This window comes from Bradyrhizobium sp. 139, assembly GCF_023074175.1.
Taxonomy (GTDB): domain Bacteria; phylum Pseudomonadota; class Alphaproteobacteria; order Rhizobiales; family Xanthobacteraceae; genus Bradyrhizobium.
In genome coordinates, this window is the sequence record NZ_JADPKS010000107.1 from 61,462 (window position 1) to 79,616 (window position 18,155).

The following is an 18,155-nucleotide window of genomic DNA, read 5'->3' on the forward strand; positions in this document are numbered from 1 at the left end:
CGGCAATTTACTTCCGGTTCTCCTCGCAGAACTTCAGCGCGGCGAGCGCTTCGCCGGCGCGCGGGATCTGCATCTCGATGCTGTCGTCGTCATCGTCCTCGAAATCAAGCGAGAGGCGCTTGGCCTTGGACAGCCGGTCCGACTGGTCGAACTCGAAGATGCCGCGCACCGAGGTCTTGTCCATGACCTCCCATTTCGCCTTCTTCATGATGTCGGCGTCATCGGTGCCGACATCAGCCCGGAGGATCTCGCCGACCTTGCCCCACTCTCGCCCGGCCGCCCGCAAGGGCTTGAGGAGGTTGACCAAGACCGATGGTGACGGCGCCGGCCTTACACCCGCCTGGGGACAATGGCGATCGGGGTGAAGGTGTAAACCTCCTCGCCGTTCTGGTTGAACATCGTCCATTTCACCAGCGCGATGCCCTGCGGCTTCGACTTCGACGGCGTCAGGCTCATGACCTGCCCGACCAGATGCAGCCTGTCATCGGGCCGCACCGGGATGGTCCAGCGCAGGCCGTCGACGCCCGCGCCGATCAACGGATGCGGGCCAAACGGGCGGGTCTGGATCGCGAGGTTCATGGCGATCGCGGCGGTGTGCCATCCCGACGCCGCCAGGCCGTTGAACAGGGTCTGCTTGGCGGCCTCATGGTCGAGATGCATCGGCTGCGGATCGAACTCGGCGGCGAAGCGCTTGATATCGGCCTCGGTGACTTGCAGCTCGGGCGATTTGAACCGCATTCCGACGGTGAGATCGTCGAACCACTCGATCTGCGCCATGATTTTGCCTCGCAACATGATTTGCCGCCCGCCCGAAAGCCGCGGCTGAAGGGACTGAGCAGGAGCAGGGTTTAGCGGCTCTGCGGTGCACAAGGCCAGCCCCGGGGTTCCCCGCGAAACCCGTTTCCCAAAACGACGAAACACGCCTGAAACAGATGGCCGGTTATCTAGTTGTCAAAATCATACAGGGACGGTCACCATGCAATTCTTCCTCGACATCATCCTGGACTATGCCTGCTGCCAAAATCTCGTCTCCCAGCCACTGCGGGAGGATGAGCTATGATCGAGCTGATCTCAGGCCTCCTCGCCCTTTGCAGCATCGGTGTCTTTGCGGCGCATGCGCTGGACGCCTATCGGACAACGCACTAACGGGAAGTCGTCGCGGGGCTTCGCCTCACCTCTCCCGAGGCAGGGTTATCGCATTTGGCAGCTGAGAGCTTGCCGGCGTGCTCGGCCTGCATGGTTCGAGACGCCCGCTTTGGCGGGCTCCTCACCACGAGCGTCTGACATCTCGCCGCAAAAAGCGATCTCATCCTGAGGGCCCGCCGTAGGCGGGCGTCTCGAAGGATGGCTGCAGGCGAGATTGCCGCCCATTATGCGATTGCCTGCCTCCCGAACGGAGAGGTGAATAGTGAGGCCCGTCCGGATCCTCCGGCGCTAGAACGGGCGCCGGTAGAAGTGATCTGAATGCGTTGCCGGCGGAAACCGGTTGGCGAGCGCGAGCGCTGCCTTCTCGTCAGTCTCGATCGCGATCTTCTGCGCCAGCATCACGTCGCCGGGCACGAGAAAGCCTGACGGGACGAAGCACCAGCCCATCGTCGCACGCCCTTCGCCGTCGATTTCATGGACATTGGCGGCGGTGCCATAGTGGATGCGATAGGTCTTGCCGGTATCACAGCCGATGACATCGAAATGCCGATACTGCTCGAATTGCGCGCGCTGCGCCGACGACAGCCATTCGGCCAAGAGCCGGCGGCCGCGGGCATCCGGCGTGTTCTCGCCGAAGAAGCGCCGATAGAGTTCGCGCAGCGCATGCAGACGCGCACGCGCCGGCGCGCGGAGCCAAACTGCCGCGATCATGAGCAGCTCAGATCAACCGCCGACCAGGCGAGGATAAAACAGCGTTTCCTGCGCGGTCGGATCGAATGACTTGATACGGGTGACTTCACCGGGTCCGGTTCGATAGGCGGCGGTGAAGCCGGCACCGGTCAGCTCACGAAAGCGCTGTTCGGCCTGCGCCAGCGCTACGGCATTGTCAGGATCAAATTCGTGGCGGGTGTCGCCAGTCTGGTCCATCACGATCTGGGTAGCCATGTTGCGTCTCCTCATGCCCAGCCCTGCCCCCGGTCAAAGCAATCCTCGTGCCGTCAGTTCCTCAATTCCAAAACTTTCTCCTGTGCGGCCGAGCCTCACGCGGCCTCAACGCGATGCAGCCGCCCCGCCTCCCTCGTCGATCTGCCGTCCCATCAGGGCAATCGCCTTCTGATAGACGCCAGCGGCATTCCAGCCTTCGATCGCGGCAAAATTCGGTTCGCCCGGCTGGTAACCGGCTCCTGCGCGCCAGCCATGAGCTTTCAGGAAATTCGCCGTCGAGTTCAGCGCATTGGCGGCAACCTCGAGATTGCCGGTGCCATAGGCCAGGATATTCTTGGGCATGAACTGGGTCTGGCCGACCTCGCCATGCATGGAGCCGCGGGTTGATCCCGACAGCGTGCCGCGGTCGATCAGCTTCAGGGCCGCATAAAGCTGGTCGGTGAAGAATTCGGGACGGCGGCAGTCATAGGCGAGGGTCGCGATCGACGACAGCATGTTCTGGTTGCCGCGCTGGCTGCCGAAACCGGTCTCCATGCCCCAGATCGCGATCAGCGGGCCAGGCGGGACGCCATAGCGCTGCTGGATCGACGCGAACAGGGCAGCCTGCGACTGCTTGAGCTGCCGCCCCTTGGCGACGATGGTGGTGGCGCCGCGCTTGGCGAGGAATTGGTCGAGCGTCAGCGAAAAACTGCGCTGGCCGCGGTCGGCTGCGATCGTGGCACTGGCGTAATTGGTCTGCATCAGCGCCGAGAGCGCGGCCTGGCCGACGCCCTTGCCCTGCGCCTCCGCGCTGAACTCGCGCTTCCAGGCTTCAAAACCCGCCGGCGAGCTGCCGCATTGCGCGGCGTGGGCGGCAGGCGCCAGACACCCGAGCAGCGCCACCGCGCCAAAAAGCGCTCCCGCAACACCCTTGCCCCTGATCATCTCTTCCTCCCGTTTCGCGGCAATTCGATGCCCCGAGCTTACCCGGGAGAAGGCGCCGACTCCATGGCAGGATCATATGACAATTCCAGGCCATCCAGATTGCCCTCCTTGCGCCATTTGTCGAGCAGCCGCAGAAACGCCACCGGTCCGCGCCAGTACTGGCTGTTTCTTGCCGCGATCGGATCGAACACGCCTTCATTGTTGTAGTAGCCCGGCGTGCATTCGGCCAGATAGGTCTGACGGCCGAGCGCGGCCTTGACGACCTCGTCGACCCAGGCGTTCTCGGCGGCGAGCGTCGGCTCCAGCGACCGTGCTTTACGCTTGCGCGCCTCGGCGATCACATGGGCGATGTGCTGCGACTGCTCGTCGATGATGTGCGGAAAATTGGCGCTCTGGCCGGCCTGCACCGTGACAATCAGGAAGCAATTCGGGAAGCCGCGGCTATAGAAGCCATGCAGCGTCTTGACGCCATCGCGCCATCGCTCCGACAGGCTCACGCCATCGCGACCGTAGACCTCGAAGCCCATGCGGCGGGCGTAATCGGTGCCGACCTCGAAGCCGCTGGCATGGATCAGGCAGTCGAGCTCATAGGCCTTGCCGTCGACCACGACGGCGTTCTCGGTAATGCGCTCGACGCCCTGCCCCCTGGTATCGACGAGATGCACGTTGGGACGATTGAAAGTGTCGAGATATTCGTCGTGGAAGCACGGTCGCTTGCAGAACGCCTTGTACCAGGGTTTGAGCGCCGCCGCGGCTGCTTCGTCCTTCACGACGGCGTCCACGCGCGCGCGGATCTCTTCCATCTTGCGGTAGTCGGCCTGCTCGATGACCTTCAGCGCCTCCTCCATCGAGGTCACCGGCTGGGGTTGGCGGCGCGGCGCCAGCAGGATCTCGCCAAGCAGGCCGGTCCAGCCGTCCTGCACCAGATCCTGTTCGAATGGCTCGCCGGAGATCACTGCGGTGAAATTGTCCATGCGCTCGCGCTGCCAACCGCGCTTGAGGCTCTGCGCCCAGCTTGCGTCCGTCGGACGATCGTCGCGCACGCCGATCGCCGATGGCGTGCGCTGGAAGACGTAGAGCTCTTTCGCCGAGCGGCCGAGATGCGGCACGCATTGCACGGCAGTTGCGCCCGTGCCGATAATGCCGACGCGCTTGTCGGCAAGACGCGTGAGACCGCCTTCAGATGTGCCGCCGGTATAGCCATAATCCCAGCGGCTGGTGTGGAAGCTGTGGCCTTTGAAGCTCTCGATGCCGGGAATGCCCGGCAGCTTCGGACGGCTCAGCGGGCCACCGGCCAGGATGACGAAGCGCGCGCGAATGCGATCGCCGCGATCAGTCTCGACCAGCCAGCGCGCCTCCTGCTCCTGCCACTCCATGCGCGAGATGACGGTCTGAAACAGCGCGCGCTCATAGAGGCCGAAGTGCCGGCCGATCCGGCGGGAATGTTCGTAGATCTCCGGCGCCCGCGCATACTTCCGCACCGGCATGTAGCCGGTCTCTTCCAGCAGCGGCAGATAGATGTAGCTCTCAGTATCGCAGGCGGCACCAGGGTATCGATTCCAGTACCAGGTGCCGCCGAAATCGGCGGCCTTTTCCACGATGCGAAAATCATCGATGCCAGCTTCGCGCAATCGCGCGCCGCAGAGCAGACCGCCGAAGCCGCCGCCGACGATGAGCACTTCGGCCTGTTCGCCGACAGGGGCGCGTGCAAATCCGGGATCGGCCCAGGGATCGTCGAGGTAGCGGCCGAAATCGCCGGCCACCTCGACATATTGCGCCTTGCCTTCGGTGCGCAGGCGGCGGTCGCGCTCGTCGCGATAGCGCGCACGGAGTGCATCAATGTCGACCTTAGCTTCGCCGGCTGCACCGGTCTTGTGTCTTTCCGCTGACATCCATGTCCTCCACGGCGAACGCTGCTTCGCCGGCAGCTCGCGTCAGTTAGCCCCGAAAAAGTGACGCATGCAATCGTGCCTGCCGTTTTTTGCGTGAACGCCGCGTGACGTTCCGCTAACCTCGCGCGCAAATCACAAGCGTACGCCATGCAATAACGTGGCGATCTGGAGGAGACCATGCAGGGATTGATGATGGACATGCCGCTCCTGATCAGCGGCCTGATCCAGTATGCCGCCGACTATCACGGCGAAGCCGAGATCGTCGCGCGCGAGATCGAGGGCGACATCCACCGCTACACCTATGCGGATGCCCATCCGCGCATCAAGCGCATGGCACTGGCCTTGAAGCGGCTCGGCATGATGCCGGGCGACCGCGTCGGCACGCTGGCCTGGAATACGCATCGTCATTTCGAGATGTTCTATGCCGCGCCGGGCATGGGCTACGTGCTGCACACCATCAATCCGCGATTGTTTCCCGAGCAGCTCGCCTACATCATCAACCATGCCGAAGACCGGCTGCTGTTCATCGACCGCGCCACGCTGCCGCTCGTCGAGGCGATCGCGCCGCAGCTCAAGGCCATCGAGGCCTACGTCGTGATGTCCTCGCGCGAGCGGATGCCCGAGACGAAGCTTGCGAAAGTCTATTGCTACGAGGAGCTGCTGGAGACGGAGAACGATGCCGGCTTCGCCTGGCCGGAGTTCGACGAGAAATCCGCCTCCACCATCTGCTATACCTCCGGCACGACGGGCAATCCGAAGGGCGTGATCTATTCGCACCGCGCAGCGATCTTGCAGACCATGACGTGCTCCAGCTTCGACTTCCTGCCGGGACATGTCGAAGGCGTACGCGAGGTCATGATGCCGATGGCGCCCCTCTTTCACGGCAATGGCTGGAACATGCCGTTCACGGCGCCCTACACTGGTTCGAAGCTGGTGCTGCCCGGCCGCAACTACGAGCCCGACAAGCTCTATGAGCTGCTCGAAGGCGAGAAGGTGACGCTGTCGGCAGGCGTGCCGAGCTTCTGGCTGATCCTGCTCGACTGGCTGGGGCGCACCGGCAACACATTCTCGACCCTGCGCGCGACGTTGTCGTCGGGCTCGGCGCCGCCGCGCGCGATGGTCGAGAAGCTCAAGCGCGAGTATGACATCGACTATATCCAGGCCTGGGGCATGACCGAGGCGCTGGGCTGCTCGATGCCGGGCCTGCGGCCGGGCTCCGAGCATCTCTGCGACAAGGAGAAATTCGATCGGCGCCAGGTGTCCGGCCGCGCTTGCTTCGGCACATCTTTGCGCATCGTCGACGATGGCGGCAACGAGCTGCCGCGCGACGGCAAGACCGTCGGTCATTTGCGCGCGCGTGGCCCGTGGGTCGCCTCCGGCTACATGAAGCTCGACGAAGGCCTCGACCGTGACGGCTGGCTCATCACCGGCGACATGGCCGTGATCGACCCGCAAGGCCACGTCACGCTCACCGACCGCTCCAAGGACGTGATCAAGTCCGGCGGCGAGTGGATCTCCTCGATCCAGCTCGAGGACGTCGCCTTGTCCCACCCCGATGTGCTTCAGGCCGCGGTGGTCGCGATCAATCACGAGAAATGGCAGGAGCGCCCCCTGCTCCTCGTCGTCCGCAAGAAGGGCGCGACCGTCGACGGCAAGACCTTGCTCGACCACATGCGCCCGAAGATCGCGAGCTGGTGGATGCCGGATGCCGTCGAATTTTTGGAGGAATTCCCGATGACCGGCACCGGCAAGGTGCTCAAATCGGCGCTGCGCGAAAAATTCAGGGAATACCGCGTCGCATGACCTGACGCGCGATCGCGCGGACCCTTTCCGTGCGTCATCGTCTTCATCTTTGGCGCTGGGCTGGCTGCCCGGCATCAAGGAGGCAAAGTATCTTCCGTTGCAGGACGACATTGCCTCGGTCGCGTTCTGGTATCAGACGCTTCCGACCGCGCCGTTCCCGGAGCTGCCCGATCCGGACTATCTCGAAATCGGCTAGCCGCCCTTCCCTGCGCTCGCAGGAGCAGCGCCACCCGGACGTCATCTCAATCGTCCGGGTGGCGTTCGCGTTACGGCTCTTCAGCGCCGGCCTACCAGGAATACTGGAGACCGACTCGCCCAAGTGTCCGCACGTCGCTCCACGACTGCGCCGGGAGCGCCACGCCACTCTCCGTCGCTGTCCGGTTAGACGTCGACGTCAAGCTGCCGCGATCGAGACCGAACGCGATGCCCATGGTCAGTGACAGGTTTCCCTGGATCCTGATCATTCCAACGACACCGGCGGCATGCTGGCCGTCGAACACCGCCCAGTGCGTCGAGATCGCGTAGTTGGTCCCGGCGGGCAAGAACGGATTGACAAGCGAAGTTGCCATCGCCGTTCCGGTCGCTGCACGGGTTACCTGGCGTGCAAGATCGAACTGGCTCTGCACGGCCTGCTGCGCGTTCGTACAGGTGTCGGTCCCCGGTATGTAGAAAAAGCCGGCACCGTAGATTGAGCAGACCTTTTCGTACTCGACCGCAGCATGGCCCGGCGTCGGGATCGCCAGAACCAGGGCCGCGGCCGCGAGAATCGCGCGCAGGTGACGTCCGAAAGCGCATCGTGCCGCCTTCATTTGCTTCCACATGGTTGTCTCCCATCAATGACGGTGGCGCTGCTCAGTACCGAGCAACGATGGCATCGCCGTTGAAGCGGTAGTTCACGCCGAGCTTCAAAAGGTGCAGGTCGTGATCGACGTTCTGGGTGCTGATCCGTGTCGTCAGTGCGATCGCAGCCGGACCGAAATACAGGTAGTTGTATTCCGCGCGCGCCGAGAGATTGTTCGTCAGCGCGTATTCAAGACCCACGCCGCCGATCAAACCGGTTCGCTGGTGATTTATGTCGACCGGGAAAGGCGTGCCGGTAAAGGCCTGGTAGTCGACATTGGCCCACGCAACGCCGCCCTTGACGTAAGCCAGCAAGCCGTCGAATGCGTAACCGACGCGGCCGGTGCCCGTCGCCAGCGCGTGATACGCCACGGCCAGGCCTGACAAGATGTTCGCGGGGTCACTGGCTCTGCTGCCCTTGATCGACGCCCAGGAGAGATCGAGCTCGGCGCCGACCACGAGGTTGTCGAACTGCCAGTTGCCGCCGACCTGCGCACCTGCGATCGCGCCGCGCGTATCCATCGTGAAGCGATCCTGCGCGAAAGCGAAGCTCGGGTCGACGATCCGACTGCTTCCGACGCCATAGCCGCCGTGAACACCGATGTAGAAGCCGTTCCAGAGCGGCACCGGAGCGACGACCGGAGCCTTCACAGTCATATCGGCTGCAATCGCAGAGGTGGCGGTGAGCGAGATGGTCGCGAGAAGCGGCGTGGCAGCAGCAGCGCAGGAGAGGAAACGGCGCGCCGATCGCAGGATGGAGAATGTCATGGGATGATCTTTCAAAATGTCAGAATGAATTTTCGGAGCGAGGATCGCGTGCTTCACCAGGCGTACATGAAGCCGGCGCGGCCGAGGCCACGGACGTCACTCCACGATTGCGCCGGGATCGCCGTGCCGAATTCCGTCTGCGTCCGGTTCGAGTTGGACGTGAGGCTTCCCTTGTCCAGACCGAGCGAGAAGCCGCCCGAAAACACGAAATTGCCCGAGATCCGCACCAGGCCGGAGAAGCCTGCTGCGTGCTGGCCGTCATAGGTCGCCCAGTGGGTCGAGACCGCGTAGTTCGTGCCGGTCGGAAGCCACGGCGCGACGAGCGACGCAGCCATCGCCGTGCCAGTCGAAGCGCGGGTCTGCGCACGCGCGAGGTCGAACTGGTTCGTCACGGCCTGGTTGGCGTTCGTGCAGGTGTCGGTGCCTGGAATGTAGTAGAAGCCGGCGCCGTACAACGAGCAGACCTTGACGTACTCGACCGGAGCGGCATGGCCCCGTGCGGCGATCATGGCAGTGAGGCCGGCGGTGACGGCTGCGGCGATCGTCCGTGCGGCGCGGCGATTCATGGATGTGGTGGACATGATGTTATCTCCGAAAATTGCTGTTGAATGCTGTTTCGATGTGACGGGAAATTAGCGCGGGAGGCCGCCGTCGCCGTTGAAGCGCACGTTGATGCCGGCCTTCACCACCTGGACGAAATGCTTGATTTCAGACGTCGTGTCCGGGCTCACCCAGTGGAGCGTTTCGGTCGGGAAAAAGATCGCGTTGTATTCGATCTTGGCGGAGACGTTGCGCAAGAAGGCCACTTCCAGGCCGACGCCGCCGACCGCACCGAACAGTTCCCGGTTGTAGTTGGTGAGCTCAGCCGTGAACCTCGACGAGAGCTCCATGCGGGCATAGGCGGCGCCGCCCTTCGCGTAGGCGAGCCATTGGCCCGATGCGTAGCCGACGCGCCCCGTCGCGGTCGCGAGCCCGGTGTAGCCGACGCCGTTGTTGGTGCTCGCCGTGATGAGGGGCGAGGTGCTGGTGTTGCCCTTCACGAAAGACCAGGAGCCGTCGATCTCGGCGCCGAGGACGTAGTTGCCCTGCTGCCAGTTGTAGCCGAGCTGTCCGCCGGCGAGCGGCCCGTTGTAATAGGCAAGGAACGGATTGTTGGCGGGGCTGTTGTTGGGGTCGCGAAACTCCGACCGGCCCCATCCCCAGCCGCCGTGGACGCCGGCGTAGAAGCCGGTCCAGGAGACAATTGGTGCAGGCAGCGGACCGCCGGCAAGAGCAGGTGAAGTGAATGCCGCGCTCGCCGCTGCAATTGCGGCTGCGAGTCCACGGCGGCGAGTTACGAAACGTCCTGAATGTGTGGGCATGTCGATGTCCATTTCCTTATCTAGGGTTCAAGTTGATTTATTTCTGCATAGCTATTTTAAGTTGCGTTCCAAGTCGCAGCTTTGGGATTAAGCTCCTGCTCGTTTTTGAACGCACGGGACCGGCGATCACGCTCGCTGCGGATCGACGGACAGACGTTCCTGGTTGCTGGAAGAGCCCGGGCGCAATCTAGGACAATGCGCTCCGCGGCCTGTCGATTGGCGAACTAGGGGCGAGCGATCCGCAAGGATGCGCTTCCGAAGTCCCCTTGTATTGTCATGATTTCAGCCCCCGTTTTAATTGAGGCCGATCTTAGGCACACCGCTTTGAATTGCCAGTATCGTGTGAGCAACAGTTGCGGTTTGTTGCTTGTTATTGTCCTGCTCGCTTCTCAATCGCTGCATGACGCAAGACAGCGCGTGAATGACCGTTCACATCGTAGCGCACCATGTCGGCCCTGACCCAAGTTACGGCTGGTCAGCTGATGAGGATGCAGCGCCGTGCCGCGCGATCGTCGGCGCGATTCGAATCCAGCCTGCTCCCCGAACGCAGGCGCTGATCGATCCACAGGAGGCCCACATGCTCTACCCGATGTCGCCCAAAGTCGTCGCGCTCAAGCGCAAGCTCGAAAGCTTCATGGACCGGCACATCTACCCGAACGAGGAGCGGTTCTACCGCGAAGCGGAGGAGCTCGGGCCGTGGAAGGTCTATCCCGTCGTCGAGGAGCTGAAGCCGCTGGCGCGCGCCGAAGGTCTCTGGAATCTGTTCCTGCCGGAGTCGAGCCACGGCGCCGGTCTCACCAATCTCGAATATGCCCCGCTCTGCGAAGTCATGGGCCACTCGCATCTGGCGCCCGAAGTGTTCAACTGCTCGGCGCCCGACACCGGCAACATGGAGGTGCTGGAGCGCTACGGCACGGAGAAGGACAAGGAGCGCTGGCTGAAGCCGCTGCTCGCAGGCGAAATCCGCTCCTGCTTCGCCATGACCGAGCCGGCCGTCGCGTCATCTGACGCGACCAACATCGAAAGCTCGATCGTGCGCGACGGCGACCATTACGTCATCAATGGGCGCAAATGGTACACGACCAACGCGACCGACCCGCGCTGCAAGATCTGCATCTTCATGGGCAAGACCGATCCTGATAATCCCGACCGGCACAAGCAGCAATCCATGATCCTGGTGCCGATGGACAGCCCCGGCATTGAGGTCAAACGTGCCCTGCCCGTGTTCGGCTTCTACGGCGTGCCCGACCGCGCCTCGGAAGTCGTCTTCGCCAACGTGCGAGTGCCCAAGGAAAACATGCTGCTCGGCGAAGGCCGTGGCTTCGAGATCGCGCAGGGCCGCCTCGGGCCCGGCCGAATCCACCATTGCATGCGGCTGATCGGCCTTGCCGAACGCACGCTGGAAAAGATATGCCGCCGGGTGCGCAGCCGCGTCGCCTTCGGCAAGCCGGTCTCGGAGCAGACGGTGACGCAGGAGCGCATCGCGGAAGCCCGCATCATGATCGAGCAGGCCCGGCTGCTGACGCTCAACGCCGCCTACGCGATGGACACGGTCGGCAACAAGGTCGCGAAAGCCGAGATCGCGATGATCAAGGTCGCCGTGCCCAACATGGCCTGCCAGATCATCGACTGGGCCATCCAGGCCCATGGCGGCGGCGGCACATCGAACGACTTTGGATTGACGCAGGCTTATGCGACCGCACGGCTGCTACGGCTCGCAGATGGACCTGACGAGGTTCACAGGAACCAGATCGCAAGGTTCGAGCTGAAGAAGTATTCGAACACTTGAGCCGCGCGTCGACGACAGGGGCTAATTCAACACCTCCACCGTCGCTGAACGTCCCGCAATCAGCGACATGTTCTCAGGCACGGGATCCAGCGCGATGCGCACGGGCACGCGCTGGGCGAGGCGCACCCAGCTGAAGGTCGGGTTGACGTTGGCGAGCAGGCTCGCGCCCTCGGCGCGGTCGCGGTCCTCGATGCCGGCGGCGAAGCTCTCGACACGGCCCGATAGCGTGACCTTCTCGCCCATCAGGCGAACCTGCACCTTGTCGCCGATGCGGATGCGCGCGAGTTTTGTTTCCTCGAAATAGCCCTCCACATGCAGCGTGTCGGTATCCACCAGCGCCATCACGCCCTTGCCGGCCGTGACGTAGGCACCGGGACGCAGATCCATGTTGGTGATCACGCCGTTCACGGAGGCATGGACCTCGCTGCGATCGAGGTTGAGCTGGGCGACCGCGCGGTCGGCGACGGCCTGGTCGAAGGCCGCCTTGGCCTGAAGCTGGGTGGCCAGAACCTGCTCCTGCTTCTGCTGCGATACCGCATCCGTGGTCAGCGCGCTGTAGCGCTTCAAATCGGCATTGGCCTGATCGAGCGTGGCCTGATGACCGGCCACCGACGCGTCGGCCTGCCGCAGCGCCAGCGCAAAACGTTCGCGGTCGATTTTGAACAGCAGGTCGCCGCGGCGGACCTTCTGGTTGTCCTTGACCAGCACCTCGGTCACGAAGCCCGACACATCGGGCGCGACCTGCACCACGTCGGCGCGGACGCGGCCATCGCGGGTCCAGGGTTGCTCCATGTAGTAGACCCAAAGTTCGCGTCCGACGGCGAGCGCGGCAACGACGGCGAGCACGGTCAGCGCAAGGCGGCCAAGCCAGGCGAAATTCCCTTTCATGAGAGATACTCCGAGAGATAGACGACTCCGCCGAGAAGACAGACGAAAATCGCGAAATCGAACAGCGCGCGGTGCCAGACCAAACGATAGAGGTCGAAGCGTTGCATGAGGCGCCGCAGCACAGCGCTGAGGGCATAAGCGACGATGATCCACAGCAGCAGCGCCGGCACGAGCACGCCGTAGATGTCGATGACATATCTCATGCCGCAACACTCTCGCCTGCACGCGGTCGATAGGCCGGTGCGTCCGGAAACACGCCGCGCCTTATGCCCACGAGGCCGATCAGGGCGTCCTCGCGTGCCTTTTCGTCGGGATCCTTCACCGCCCGGGCCAATGCCCGATCGACGCTTGTCAGAAGTTCGGACGGCATTCCATCGCCCGCATATTTGCGGCAAGCGACGGCCAGCTGGTCGAGCATGTCGTCGATCACGGCAATGGTCGGTGCCGCCAGGCTATAGCGGGCGCGCCGCAGATCGATGATGTTCAAGCCGATGCGGAGCTGGACAAGGCTGTCGGTGTCGCGGCGGTCGCTCTCGGACAGAAAGGCGATGCGCTGCACTAGAAGACCCAGCCGGTGCAGCATGAGGCCCGCAAACTCCGCCCGATCGCGCTTGCCGCGGCGCTCGGCAGCGACCGCAAGCGTCTTCCAGCTCGACAGCACCAGGCGATTGGCGATCCACTCCGCGCCCACGCCGCGCGCGATCCGCGTCACGAGCTCGGCGATTGCGACGCCGACAAAGAAGGCGACCGCGGAATTGGCGTAGGATGCGAAATCCGCGCTGTAGGTCGATTGCAGCGCCAGCAGCGTTGCGGTGTTGGCAGCGAGCGCCATGCCGGTGCCGGCCGTTGGCGGCCGCGCGATCAGGAAGCCGTAGAGCAGGAAGGTCGGCGCCAGCGCGGCGACCAAAACCTCGAGATGGGAGATCGCAGGCACCAACGCGAACAGATAGATCGCCACGACCACGATGGCGACCAGCGACCACAGGCCGAAACTGCGGATGAAACGTGCGGGCTCATCCTGCGCGGCGAAGAATGAGCACGCGACCGCCGCCATCATCGGCGCCGAGGCGCCGTCCGGCCAGCCGGTCCCGATCCAGAACGCGCAGCAGATCAGGATGGCCGCGGCCGCGCCGGCCGCCGACCACAAGGCAAGGCCGCGGTCGCGGTGGCGCACCGGCGCGGCGCCGGCCTCGGAATGGAACGCCAGATCGAGCGTTGAAACATTGCGGCTCTCGGCGATGGCCTCGCTCAGCGCGCGGCAGTCGCGCGACAGGTCGACGAGCTCGCGCAGCCGCGACAGCAGGCTCGTGGTGATGATCCGCTCCCATGAGGCGCTGTCATCGAGCACCGCCTGTCGCTCTGCGATCACAGCACGGATCCGCTCGGCCGGTTGCCGTGCGCCGACGTCGCTCGCAATCCATTGCGCAAGATCCTCCAGCAGCCGCATCAGCTCGGGCTGCCGGCGCAGCGCCTCCTCCCCCAGCGCAGCCAGCCGATCCTCCAGCGAGGCGATCACCGGCAAGAGCATCAGCATGCGCAGCCGGATCTCGCCGAGGCCAGTTATCGCATTGCGGCCAGTCAGTCGGTCATACGCAAGATGGGTGGAAAGCGTGTCGATCTCGACGATGTCGGTCGCAAGCTTGAGTCGCCTGCCGCGGCGCGTATCACTCGTTCCCTGACGAAGCAGCACCGCCTGGCTCAGGCGCTGCGCATCCGTCAGCCAGGTGTCGACGCGATTGGCAACAGCTGGCGCGACGCTGCGAGGAAAGACGACGGTGGAGACGATGCTCGCGCAGATGATGCCGAGGGAAATCTCCTCCACCCGCGCAACGGCGGTATCGAAGATGGCGCCGGGCTCGGAGACCGCGGGAAAGCCGATCAGGGCAACCGTGTATCCCGCCAGCATGAAGACGTAGCTGCGCGGCGTGCCATCCAGCAGCGACAAATAGAGGCAGAGCCCGACCCAGAGCGCGATGGCAAGGCACAGGAGCTCGGGTGCATCGATCAGGTTCGGCACCAGCACCACCGTCATGATCGCGCCGACCAGCGTGCCCATCACGCGGAAGAACGCCTTCGAGCTGGTCGCGCCCGCCAGCGGCTGCGAGGTGATGTAGACGGTCGCCATCGCCCAATAAGGCCGCGGCAAGTCCATGGCGAGTGCGATGACGAGCGCCAGGATCGACGCGGCAAACGTCTTCAAAGCAAAAATGAGGTCCGCGTGGCGGACCAGGAACGGCTCTTGCGCACGCATGCTATTTCGTCTCTGGACCGGTCTTGGTGCCCTGCAGGCGACTGGCCCGCTGCTCGATGCGCTGAAGAGTCGCGAAGGCTATCGTAAGTTCCTCGGGCCCGACATCCTTGAGCAGGCTTGCCCGAACGCGCCGCAAAATCCGGTTGGTCTCCTCGACCTTGGCCTCGCCCGCTTTGGTCAGATGTAGCGTTTTGGCCCGGCGGTCGGTCGGGTCTTCGCGGCGCTCCACCAGGCCTTCGGTCTGGAGTAGATCGACGAGCCGAACCAGCGACGGCCCCTCGATGCCGAGCTCGTCGGCGAGCACGCCCTGCCGCACGTTGTCGCCCTGCCGCGACAGCACCAGCAGCGGGATCGCGGTCGCATAGGACAGGCCGTGATCGGACAGCGCCTGATCGGACTCGCGGCGCCAGATGCGGGCCAGGCGCGCGATGAGCCGTCCGATTTCGGCATGGATATGAACCTGCGAGGGAGCCACGCAGATTAGATAGGAGCCAAACTATTAGCGTGCAATCATAATGGCGAGTCGATCACGAAAAAGCGAACGAAGGGCGGCGCAGGTTCCCGACGGACTATTCTTGGCATTTCGGCGGGCCGCTTGCGCGCGCCACGCCTCAGGTAGCGACCGCCCGCGCCTCAATTCACCACGTAGACATCAGGATCGGCGCTCGAGCTCGGCTTCTTGAAGGCGTTGCGCAAGGCCGCCGACATCGGGACGTTGTAGTTGAGGCCGTTCGGCGGCGTCGGGGATTCCAGCCACCTCTTGTAGAGCACCTCGATCTCCGGGCTCGCGTAAAGCTCTGCCGTGGCGCGATCGGCCAGCACCTTGAAGGGCGCGTCCTCCCTTCGCAGCATGATCCCGTAGGGCTCCGGCTTCGAGAACGTCTCTTCGCTGATCATGAACAGCTGCGGCTCCTTCGAGCGCGCGATCGCCACCGCAAGCTGCACGTCGTCCAGCGCGTAGGCCTGGGCGCGGTCCGTCTCGAGCAACAGGAAGGCTTCGGCCTGGTCCTTGGCCGGCATCAAATTGATGCCGAGATTGCGCTCGGTGTTGACCTTGGCGAGCTGCGTCAGGTTGACCGATCCCGCCACCGCCGTCACGGCCTTGCCCTTGAGATCGTCGATGGTGTTGATCTTCGCGGCTTTCTTGGCTGCAAACCGGGTCGCGCTGAGGAAATGCGTATTGGTGAAAGCGACCTGCTTCTGGCGGTCGGCGTTGTTTGTCGTCGCCGAGCAGTGCAGATCAAGAGTGCCGTTGACCATCAACGGAATCCGGTTCGACGACGTCACGGCGAGAGTGTCGACGGCAATGTCGGGCATGTCGAGCTGCCTCTTCACGGCATCGACGATCCTGAGGCAGATATCCATGGCGAAGCCGACCGGCTTCTGGTTGCCGTCGAGATAGCTGAAGGGAACGGACGCTTCCTGATAGCCCAGCGTGATCTTCTTGGTCTCCTTGACCTTCTGGAGCGTGCCCGACAGGTCTTCGGCTGAAGCTGCGCCGGCAAGACATGTGACGGCCAGGATAACGGTGGGAAGACGCATCGGCTGCTCCTCAGGGGTCATCGACTGTGCCGCAATGTCGAGGCGCAGCCGAGCAAGGTGATAGCCCAGGGCGGGAACAATCGCCAGACCAGCTTAGGTCTATCAGCTATCGCGGTGTTGTATATGCGTGCGGCTCTCACTGCCGAAGCCAGATATTGCGCTGCCCGAGACGAACGGCCCGATGGATTTACGCTTCAATGCCTCGCTGCACCAGAATGCGCTCGGCACTGTCATTCCACACGTCCATCTTGGTGATCTTGCCGTTTCTCACCACGAAACGATCGACGTAGCGGTTGCCCTCAAACGCAGTCCCGTCGTTCCACTCCCCGAACAGCGTGCCGACGCTGTACACGATGGTCTCGCCGTTGCCCGGGCAGACGTCGAACCGATCCATCCTCTTCTTGACCCAGCGGTAGCGGCCCGCGTTGAAGGCGGTCGGCCCGCATGGATGGTCGAACTCGCGCCCGCCCGTAAACGTGATGATCGTGCCCGGCGCCATAGAGGCCGCTGCGGCGTCAGGATCGGGAATCATCGATGCTGTAAGATAGGCCTCCACGATCTCTGCGTCCGACAAGGTTGCGCTCTCGCCTTTGACGGCTGCGGGCATGGCTGCATCTCTCCGATAATTTCTGCATACTATCGCCGACCTCCGGGAATGCATTGCATATATTTTGATCACATCCCCCGCTACATTGCCGCTAAACAGGATCTGCCGAGCGCTATCAACTGCTCTCCCCGCGAGCCGCGATGCCATGATCGCCCAAACCGCCTTCGACCTGATCTTCCGCAACACGCTGTTGCGATCATCCGCCGCATCCGTCGATATCGGCGTGAAGGGCGGCCGCATCGCCGCGATCGAGCCGCAGCTTGCCTGCGAGGCCATCGAGGTCGATGTCGGCGGGCGCCTCGCTTTGCCGGGGTTCGTCGACACCCATATCCATCTCGACAAGGCCTGCCTGCTCGGCCGCTGCGGGCACAATCACGGCAGCGTCTCGGAAGCGATCCGCGCCGTGGCCGGGATGAAGAAGGATTTCACGGTCGAGGACGTCTACGCGCGCGGCGCCCGGGTGCTCGAACGCGCCATCGTGCACGGAACGACGCGCATGCGCAGCCATGTCGAGATCGACCCGCGCATCGGCCTGCGCGGCTTCGAGGCGGTCAAGGCACTGAAGCGCGATTATGCCTGGGCGATCGACCTGTCGCTCTGCGTCTTCCCGCAGGAAGGCCTGACCAACGACCCCGGCAGCGAGCAGCTGCTGGTTCAGGCGCTGCGCGACGGCGGCGAGGCGATCGGCGGCTGTCCCTATATGGACACCGACCCGAACGCCCATCTCGAACGCATCTTCGATCTCGCGCAGGAATTCAATCTCGACGTCGATCTCCATCTCGATTTCGATCTAGACCCCTCCTGGTGGCATCTCGACGAGGTCTGCCAGCAGACCGAGCGGCGCAGCTACCAGGGGCGCGTCGCGATCGGCCATGCCACAAAGCTCTCGGCTTTGCCGCCTGAGCGGCTGAAGGCGGCGACCGCGCAACTGGCAAAAGCCGGCGTTGCCGTCACCGTGCTACCCGCAACCGACCTCTATCTGATGGGCCGCGAAGCCACCCACAACGTGCCGCGCGGGATGACACTCGCGCACAGGCTCGCCGGCGACCGCGTGCTGTGCTCGGTCGCAACCAACAACGTGCTCAACCCCTTCACGCCCTTTGGCGACGCCTCGCTGCTCCGGATGGCAAACTTTTATGCCAATGTCGCGCACGCCTCCGTCAGCGATTTCGACACCTGCCTCGATCTCGTGACCGAACTGCCCGCACGGCTGATGAACCTTGGCGATTACGGCATCAAGGTCGGCAACCCCGCCGATCTCGTCGTGCTCGATACGAAGGACAGCCGCTTCGCCATCGCCGAGTTGCCGGATATCGTGATGGGTTTCAAGACCGGCCGGCAGACGTTTGAGCGGCAACGGCCCACGCTGTTCCCACCACGGAGCTAGAGGCCCGCAATC

At 63.7% G+C, this 18,155-nt stretch carries 19 protein-coding genes and 1 pseudogene; 4 read left to right on the plus strand and 16 right to left on the minus strand.

Features of this window, described 5'->3' with window-relative positions; translation table 11 throughout:
* Nucleotides 1–7: 7 nt before the first annotated feature.
* The 6 genes and pseudogenes from IVA80_RS24285 to IVA80_RS24310 form a co-directional block, all read right to left on the minus strand.
* A pseudogene (locus tag IVA80_RS24285) lies at nucleotides 8–268 on the minus strand (hypothetical protein); the annotation flags it as partial.
* Between the two features lie 62 nt (nucleotides 269–330).
* Nucleotides 331–777, minus strand: a complete 447-nt coding sequence (locus tag IVA80_RS24290; RefSeq protein ID WP_247437071.1) for a MaoC family dehydratase — start codon at nucleotides 775–777, stop codon at nucleotides 331–333.
* Between the two features lie 657 nt (nucleotides 778–1,434).
* A complete protein-coding gene (locus IVA80_RS24295; RefSeq protein WP_247436333.1) occupies nucleotides 1,435–1,857 on the minus strand; it encodes a hypothetical protein in 423 nt (140 codons plus the stop codon).
* 12 nt (nucleotides 1,858–1,869) lie between these two features.
* Nucleotides 1,870–2,091, minus strand: a complete 222-nt coding sequence (locus tag IVA80_RS24300; protein WP_247436335.1) for a hypothetical protein — start codon at nucleotides 2,089–2,091, stop codon at nucleotides 1,870–1,872.
* Nucleotides 2,092–2,196: 105 nt separating this feature from the next.
* On the minus strand, nucleotides 2,197–3,015 hold the full coding sequence (locus tag IVA80_RS24305) for a lytic murein transglycosylase (protein WP_247436338.1): 819 nt from the start codon (nucleotides 3,013–3,015) through the stop codon (nucleotides 2,197–2,199).
* A 38-nt stretch (nucleotides 3,016–3,053) separates the two neighbouring features.
* Complete coding sequence (locus tag IVA80_RS24310) at nucleotides 3,054–4,907, minus strand: NAD(P)/FAD-dependent oxidoreductase (RefSeq protein WP_247436340.1); 1,854 nt, start codon at nucleotides 4,905–4,907, stop codon at nucleotides 3,054–3,056.
* Between the two features lie 177 nt (nucleotides 4,908–5,084).
* Here IVA80_RS24310 and IVA80_RS24315 point away from each other — a divergent pair, with 177 nt between their 5' ends.
* Together IVA80_RS24315 and IVA80_RS24320 are read left to right on the plus strand one after the other, a co-directional pair.
* Nucleotides 5,085–6,710: a long-chain fatty acid--CoA ligase gene (locus IVA80_RS24315; RefSeq protein ID WP_247436342.1), complete on the plus strand. Its 1,626-nt coding sequence runs from the start codon at nucleotides 5,085–5,087 to the stop codon at nucleotides 6,708–6,710.
* A gap of 97 nt (nucleotides 6,711–6,807) precedes the next feature.
* On the plus strand, nucleotides 6,808–6,906 hold the full coding sequence (locus tag IVA80_RS24320) for a DUF2961 domain-containing protein (protein ID WP_247436344.1): 99 nt from the start codon (nucleotides 6,808–6,810) through the stop codon (nucleotides 6,904–6,906).
* A gap of 91 nt (nucleotides 6,907–6,997) precedes the next feature.
* Here the strand turns inward: IVA80_RS24320 and IVA80_RS38410 are convergent, their stop codons facing one another.
* From IVA80_RS38410 to IVA80_RS24340, 4 genes are read right to left on the minus strand one after another with little or no spacing between them, the layout of a single operon-like run.
* Nucleotides 6,998–7,519, minus strand: a complete 522-nt coding sequence (locus IVA80_RS38410) for a porin (protein ID WP_256467521.1) — start codon at nucleotides 7,517–7,519, stop codon at nucleotides 6,998–7,000.
* 43 nt (nucleotides 7,520–7,562) lie between these two features.
* Nucleotides 7,563–8,318, minus strand: a complete 756-nt coding sequence (locus IVA80_RS24330) for an outer membrane protein (protein WP_247436346.1) — start codon at nucleotides 8,316–8,318, stop codon at nucleotides 7,563–7,565.
* 53 nt (nucleotides 8,319–8,371) lie between these two features.
* Entirely contained in the window at nucleotides 8,372–8,899 is a 528-nt protein-coding gene (locus IVA80_RS24335; protein ID WP_247436348.1) for a porin, read from the minus strand.
* A gap of 51 nt (nucleotides 8,900–8,950) precedes the next feature.
* Nucleotides 8,951–9,679, minus strand: coding sequence for an outer membrane beta-barrel protein (locus IVA80_RS24340; RefSeq protein ID WP_247436351.1), 729 nt, complete (start codon nucleotides 9,677–9,679; stop codon nucleotides 8,951–8,953).
* 577 nt (nucleotides 9,680–10,256) lie between these two features.
* On the opposite strand from IVA80_RS24340, the gene IVA80_RS24345 reads away from it, so the two are divergent.
* Nucleotides 10,257–11,468 carry an acyl-CoA dehydrogenase family protein gene (locus IVA80_RS24345; RefSeq protein ID WP_247437072.1) on the plus strand — a complete coding sequence of 404 codons (1,212 nt, stop codon included), beginning with the start codon at nucleotides 10,257–10,259 and terminating at the stop codon, nucleotides 11,466–11,468.
* 21 nt (nucleotides 11,469–11,489) lie between these two features.
* Here IVA80_RS24345 and IVA80_RS24350 read toward each other — a convergent pair whose 3' ends face one another.
* The 6 genes from IVA80_RS24350 to IVA80_RS24375 form a co-directional block, all read right to left on the minus strand.
* Nucleotides 11,490–12,356 (minus strand): HlyD family secretion protein, encoded by an 867-nt coding sequence (locus IVA80_RS24350; protein WP_247436353.1) that lies wholly within the window; start codon nucleotides 12,354–12,356, stop codon nucleotides 11,490–11,492.
* Nucleotides 12,353–12,559, minus strand: coding sequence for a DUF1656 domain-containing protein (locus IVA80_RS24355; RefSeq protein WP_247436355.1), 207 nt, complete (start codon nucleotides 12,557–12,559; stop codon nucleotides 12,353–12,355). Before IVA80_RS24355 ends, IVA80_RS24350 begins: the two co-directional genes overlap by 4 nt.
* A complete protein-coding gene (locus tag IVA80_RS24360; RefSeq protein ID WP_247436358.1) occupies nucleotides 12,556–14,607 on the minus strand; it encodes an FUSC family protein in 2,052 nt (683 codons plus the stop codon). Before IVA80_RS24360 ends, IVA80_RS24355 begins: the two co-directional genes overlap by 4 nt.
* 1 nt (nucleotide 14,608) lies before the next feature.
* Nucleotides 14,609–15,082 (minus strand): MarR family transcriptional regulator, encoded by a 474-nt coding sequence (locus IVA80_RS24365; RefSeq protein WP_247436360.1) that lies wholly within the window; start codon nucleotides 15,080–15,082, stop codon nucleotides 14,609–14,611.
* A gap of 158 nt (nucleotides 15,083–15,240) precedes the next feature.
* On the minus strand, nucleotides 15,241–16,149 hold the full coding sequence (locus tag IVA80_RS24370; protein WP_247436362.1) for an amino acid ABC transporter substrate-binding protein: 909 nt from the start codon (nucleotides 16,147–16,149) through the stop codon (nucleotides 15,241–15,243).
* A 187-nt stretch (nucleotides 16,150–16,336) separates the two neighbouring features.
* Entirely contained in the window at nucleotides 16,337–16,756 is a 420-nt protein-coding gene (locus tag IVA80_RS24375) for a nuclear transport factor 2 family protein (RefSeq protein WP_247436374.1), read from the minus strand.
* A 145-nt stretch (nucleotides 16,757–16,901) separates the two neighbouring features.
* Between IVA80_RS24375 and IVA80_RS24380 the strand changes: the two genes are divergently transcribed.
* A complete protein-coding gene (locus tag IVA80_RS24380; protein ID WP_247436376.1) occupies nucleotides 16,902–18,143 on the plus strand; it encodes an amidohydrolase family protein in 1,242 nt (413 codons plus the stop codon).
* Nucleotides 18,144–18,155 lie beyond the last annotated feature (12 nt).